Genomic DNA, 3,941 nt, shown 5'->3' with positions numbered 1-3,941 from the left:
CCCGCTTCTAACACCTGAAGCGGGCTTTTTATGCAAAATCTTTTAGGGTGTAATCAGCCCGCCCCCACTATGGTAATAGTGGTGGTTGTAATGGTTGTAATTACAACGAGCATGAGGGTAAACATTTGATATTTCTCTTCGTTATGTTAAATGTTAACTGCTGATAATATTTAATTAGATTAAATAGCTGATCCACGTTGGATACAGAATTGCTTTTTTGACCCAAGGTTGTCAACCCCTCATTACAGTTTATTTACTGGTTATTTTTTTAATTGAGTTGATTTTTTTAATATTCAAGTTGTTAAAAATTTAGAATGAGTAGCGATAACCTTTTTAGATTGCATTCCCAAATGTTGACGCGAACGTAAACGCAATAGATAAAATCAAGTAAATACAACAAATACAGTACGATACAATAACTAACTAAATGTGTAGTAATAAAAATTTTTCCGATAGATACGTTACACAGATGGTTTATACGCCTCATCAATTTGCTTCACTATTCAGATGATTTATTTTCAACATCAATCCGGTAAAACATGCAGCATAAGACAAAATAAAAAAAGCTGTGATTGAATAACCAAAAACTGATGTTAGCCATCGCAGCCTGATATCAAAATACGGTATGATACTTACATCACTATTGGAGGCGATATGAAAATTACAAAACATGCGGCGGTCACAATTCATTACCGCTTATCTGATGAGCAAGGTCGATTAGTTGAAAGTTCATTTGAAAGTGAACCAATGGTTTATTTACATGGCACTGAAAACTTAATTCCAGGACTTGAATCAGTTTTAGAAGGTAAAACTGTTGGTGAAAGTATCGAAGCAAAGATCCCAGCAGAACAAGCCTACGGCGAATATCACCCTGGTTTAAAGCAAGAAGTTCCTGTCAGTGCATTTGGTGATGTCGAAGATATCGTTCCAGGGATGCGTTTTATCGCTGAAACGGAAATGGGCCAGCGCCCTGTTCAAGTAATTGAAGTGAAAGATGATGTCATAGTAGTTGATGGCAATCACCCTCTAGCGGGTCAATCACTGCATTTTAGTGTCGAAGTTATCGCAGTAAGAGAAGCAACAGCAGAAGAGCTTTCTCATGGACATATCCATGCCGAAGGCGGTTGTGGAAGCCATGGGCACGATCACGGACACGATCATGAATCATGCGGTACTGAAAAACCTGGTTGTGATGGAAATGGCGGCTGTGGCTGTCGTTAATTTATTTCTGATTAAATAGATGAGATACATGTCCAATTTTTAATGTCTATTTGTCAGTAGAAAGGTTGAAATATCATAAGGTATTGTCTATTCACTAGGCAATACCTTTTTCTTTAGGTTAATCTTAATCAGTTAATTACATCAATTAGTAAGATTTATTGCATCGACCGTTAAGGATAACTTGGGTGATGCAATCCTCACTAATTGATTCTCAGTATAATAATTAATAACTAGCGACGGAGTGCTTATGTTAATTAAACCGCTTTATGAATTATTGCCTTTTACTTACATGGTTGTAGGCAGTGTCAGTATTTTTCTGCTTGAACCCAGTTATGCGCTTATTGCATCGATTGTTGTGTACTTCTATGGCGCACATATTTATAACTTACGTTCAAAAAATCGCAGAACAGACCCTAAACGCAAGCGTAAAGCAGGGTACATTCCAGAAACGATTTACGGTTTATTACCCTTCATTTACGTGTTGAGTGCAGTGAGCCTTTATCGTTTTTACCCTAGAGATTCCAGCACACTTTTTGCTTTGTGCTTAACCACCTATGGTAGTTACTTATTTTTAAGACGTTTGAGTTATCGTCACCATAGATTACCGCGGGGAATTAGCCAATAGTCAGGTTTGTTATTGTTTGAATGTGGAAATATTAATTGAACAAGAAAAAACCAAACTCTTCATTAGTAATGAATTAATGGTAAACCAAATTTAATTAAAATCGTTTAGTGTAGATTCGATTTGATAATCAACGCTTTAGACTCGATAGGTTATGAAAAACCACCTTTAGAGTCAATTATATTGGTGACTTATCAACATTGGATTTTGAAACTTATGTCGATACGAATTGATTACCTATTCCACATTTAAAATCAACCACTTAGCCTAAAACCAATTGCTTAATCTAGAATCAACTTTCTAACTAAATCTCTTTGATTTGCGGGCATATTCTTCAAATAATTTGAACACCGTGTAATCGTTGCAATACTCACTTGATGTTCTGCAGCAATTTGTCTTTGACTCAACTCCCCTGCTAATAACGTTTGGAACACCTGTAAACGCCCAGAAACTGCACTTCGCTCTTCTTCGGTTAATAACAAATGAAACAAAACTGACAAATCATCTTCATTCGCATGGGTTAATATTTTTTCTACTACTAAATTCCAATTGGCACGCATTTTTTTCTCTTTTTAGTAATGCCGGGACATTACAATTGTACCAAGGAACGATGTGGATTAGCAAAATTGCTACCGATAAACTTGTAATGAAAAATGAATATAACTGCGTTATGTTATTGATGAAAGATATCGCAAAGTGCTTATAAAATTGTGTAGAATAAGATGTAATACCATCATAATTAAGTGTTAAACACTGGACTAAGTTTTAGCTAAACATTCATTATTAGCACTATAGTTCAAATTTAGCATGATTATGTCGGTATCAGTGCTTATGGAACCCAGTACCATCCACAAAAAAAGTGAAGGATAACGATGAAAAAGATATTACTAACGGTTGCGGTAACCGCAATGATGATCCCTGCTGTGTTTGCGAATAATTTTGAAGAACCTGCAGATGCCATTGAATACCGCCAAGCTGCTTTCGGTTTAATTGCTTATAACTTTGGTGATATGGGCGCAATGCTAAAAGGGAAAAAGCCTTTTGATGCAACTGTATTTAGCACTCGTGCAGACAATGTTGCAGCGCTATCGAAAATACCACATGAAGGTTTTATTGCTGGCTCAGATAAAGGCGATACCGAAGCACTAGCAAAAATTTGGCAAGATAAAGCCGATTTTGATAGCAAAATGACCGCATTTCAAGATAATGCTGCGGCATTAGCTGTAGCAGCTAAATCAAGTGATCAAAATAGCATCAAACAAGCTTTTGCTAATACAGGTAAGAGCTGTAAAGGTTGTCACGACGTTTACAAAAAAGACTAATCTATTTTGTTGATGAGCAAATCTATCACTAATTTGATTGATTAGTTCAAACAATTAAAAGTAGATATTCTCAGTAGATGAATGAAAAAAAGCCCATTTTTATGGGCTTTTTTATTGACGTTAACTAACGTGAAACTTATAAATAACTGACCACAGGCTCGAGTAATAGCCACCAAATAGCGGCGAAAATAACTGATACGATAACTAACGCTAGCCAAGGCGACCTTAAAGTAGGTGAAGTTACCTGCTCGGTAACTTGCTTATAACCACTGAACATGGCTTTAAGAATATTGTCACCCTTAAAAACATGCACTAACACGGCAATAATATGCACAGCGACCAAAGCCAGAATAAGATTAAAATTGGTTTTATGCAGCCACGTTAACCACCCTGCTGTATCTGACGATACGAGATGCATCAGCGGACCTTCAGTAAAAATATCATCTGTAGCAAATAAGCCCGTGGTTAACTGCAACACTAGGGATCCCAACACCACTATCACCATATAACCACCTAATGGATTATGTCCAAGTGATGAAGGCTTAGGTTTGGTTTTAGCATAAGCTATAACTCTTTTAGGTGTAACAAAAAAATGTGTAAATCTAGCGGTGTCACTTCCTATAAAGCCCCAAATTAATCTAAATGCAATTAGAGTCATCAAGAGATACGCCTGTATCTGATGCCATTGCATTTCACCAATTTCAGCAGTCCACCATAATCCGCCGACTAAACACACCATGGCCCAATGAAAAAAACGTGTAGGAAAATCCCATACC

5 protein-coding genes are annotated in these 3,941 nt (G+C 36.7%); 3 read left to right on the top strand and 2 right to left on the bottom strand.

What is annotated here, in order from left to right; all coding sequences use genetic code 11:
• Positions 1-654 precede the first annotated feature (654 nt).
• Both slyD and H5202_RS18780 read left to right on the top strand, forming a co-directional pair.
• The gene (slyD, locus tag H5202_RS18785) at positions 655-1,221 is read left to right on the top strand and encodes a peptidylprolyl isomerase (RefSeq protein WP_182773408.1); all 567 of its coding nucleotides are present in this window, start codon (positions 655-657) and stop codon (positions 1,219-1,221) included.
• A 247-nt stretch (positions 1,222-1,468) separates the two neighbouring features.
• Entirely contained in the window at positions 1,469-1,846 is a 378-nt protein-coding gene (locus tag H5202_RS18780; protein WP_182773407.1) for a hypothetical protein, read from the top strand.
• A gap of 278 nt (positions 1,847-2,124) precedes the next feature.
• On the opposite strand, the gene trpR is transcribed toward H5202_RS18780, so the two are convergent.
• Complete coding sequence (trpR, locus tag H5202_RS18775; protein ID WP_182773406.1) at positions 2,125-2,403, bottom strand: trp operon repressor; 279 nt, start codon at positions 2,401-2,403, stop codon at positions 2,125-2,127.
• Between the two features lie 312 nt (positions 2,404-2,715).
• On the opposite strand from trpR, the gene H5202_RS18770 reads away from it, so the two are divergent.
• On the top strand, positions 2,716-3,165 hold the full coding sequence (locus H5202_RS18770; protein WP_182773405.1) for a c-type cytochrome: 450 nt from the start codon (positions 2,716-2,718) through the stop codon (positions 3,163-3,165).
• 136 nt (positions 3,166-3,301) lie between these two features.
• On the opposite strand, the gene H5202_RS18765 is transcribed toward H5202_RS18770, so the two are convergent.
• The coding region (locus tag H5202_RS18765) for a cytochrome b/b6 domain-containing protein (RefSeq protein WP_182773404.1) at positions 3,302-3,941 on the bottom strand (640 nt) is incomplete at its 5' end.

The organism is Shewanella sp. SG41-4 (assembly GCF_014164505.1).
Taxonomy (GTDB): Bacteria; Pseudomonadota; Gammaproteobacteria; order Enterobacterales; family Shewanellaceae; genus Shewanella.
Note: the sequence above shows the minus strand (reverse complement) of the source record. Positions and strands in the feature narration are given on the sequence as shown.

What these genes read in the sequence shown, in the direction of transcription:
- H5202_RS18770 (WP_182773405.1), top strand. Translation starts at nt 2,716, where the DNA reads ATGAAAAAGATATTACTAACGGTTGCGGTAACCGCAATGATGATCCCT.
- trpR (WP_182773406.1), bottom strand. Translation starts at nt 2,403, where the DNA reads ATGCGTGCCAATTGGAATTTAGTAGTAGAAAAAATATTAACCCATGCG.
- H5202_RS18780 (WP_182773407.1), top strand. Translation starts at nt 1,469, where the DNA reads ATGTTAATTAAACCGCTTTATGAATTATTGCCTTTTACTTACATGGTT.
- slyD (WP_182773408.1), top strand. Translation starts at nt 655, where the DNA reads ATGAAAATTACAAAACATGCGGCGGTCACAATTCATTACCGCTTATCT.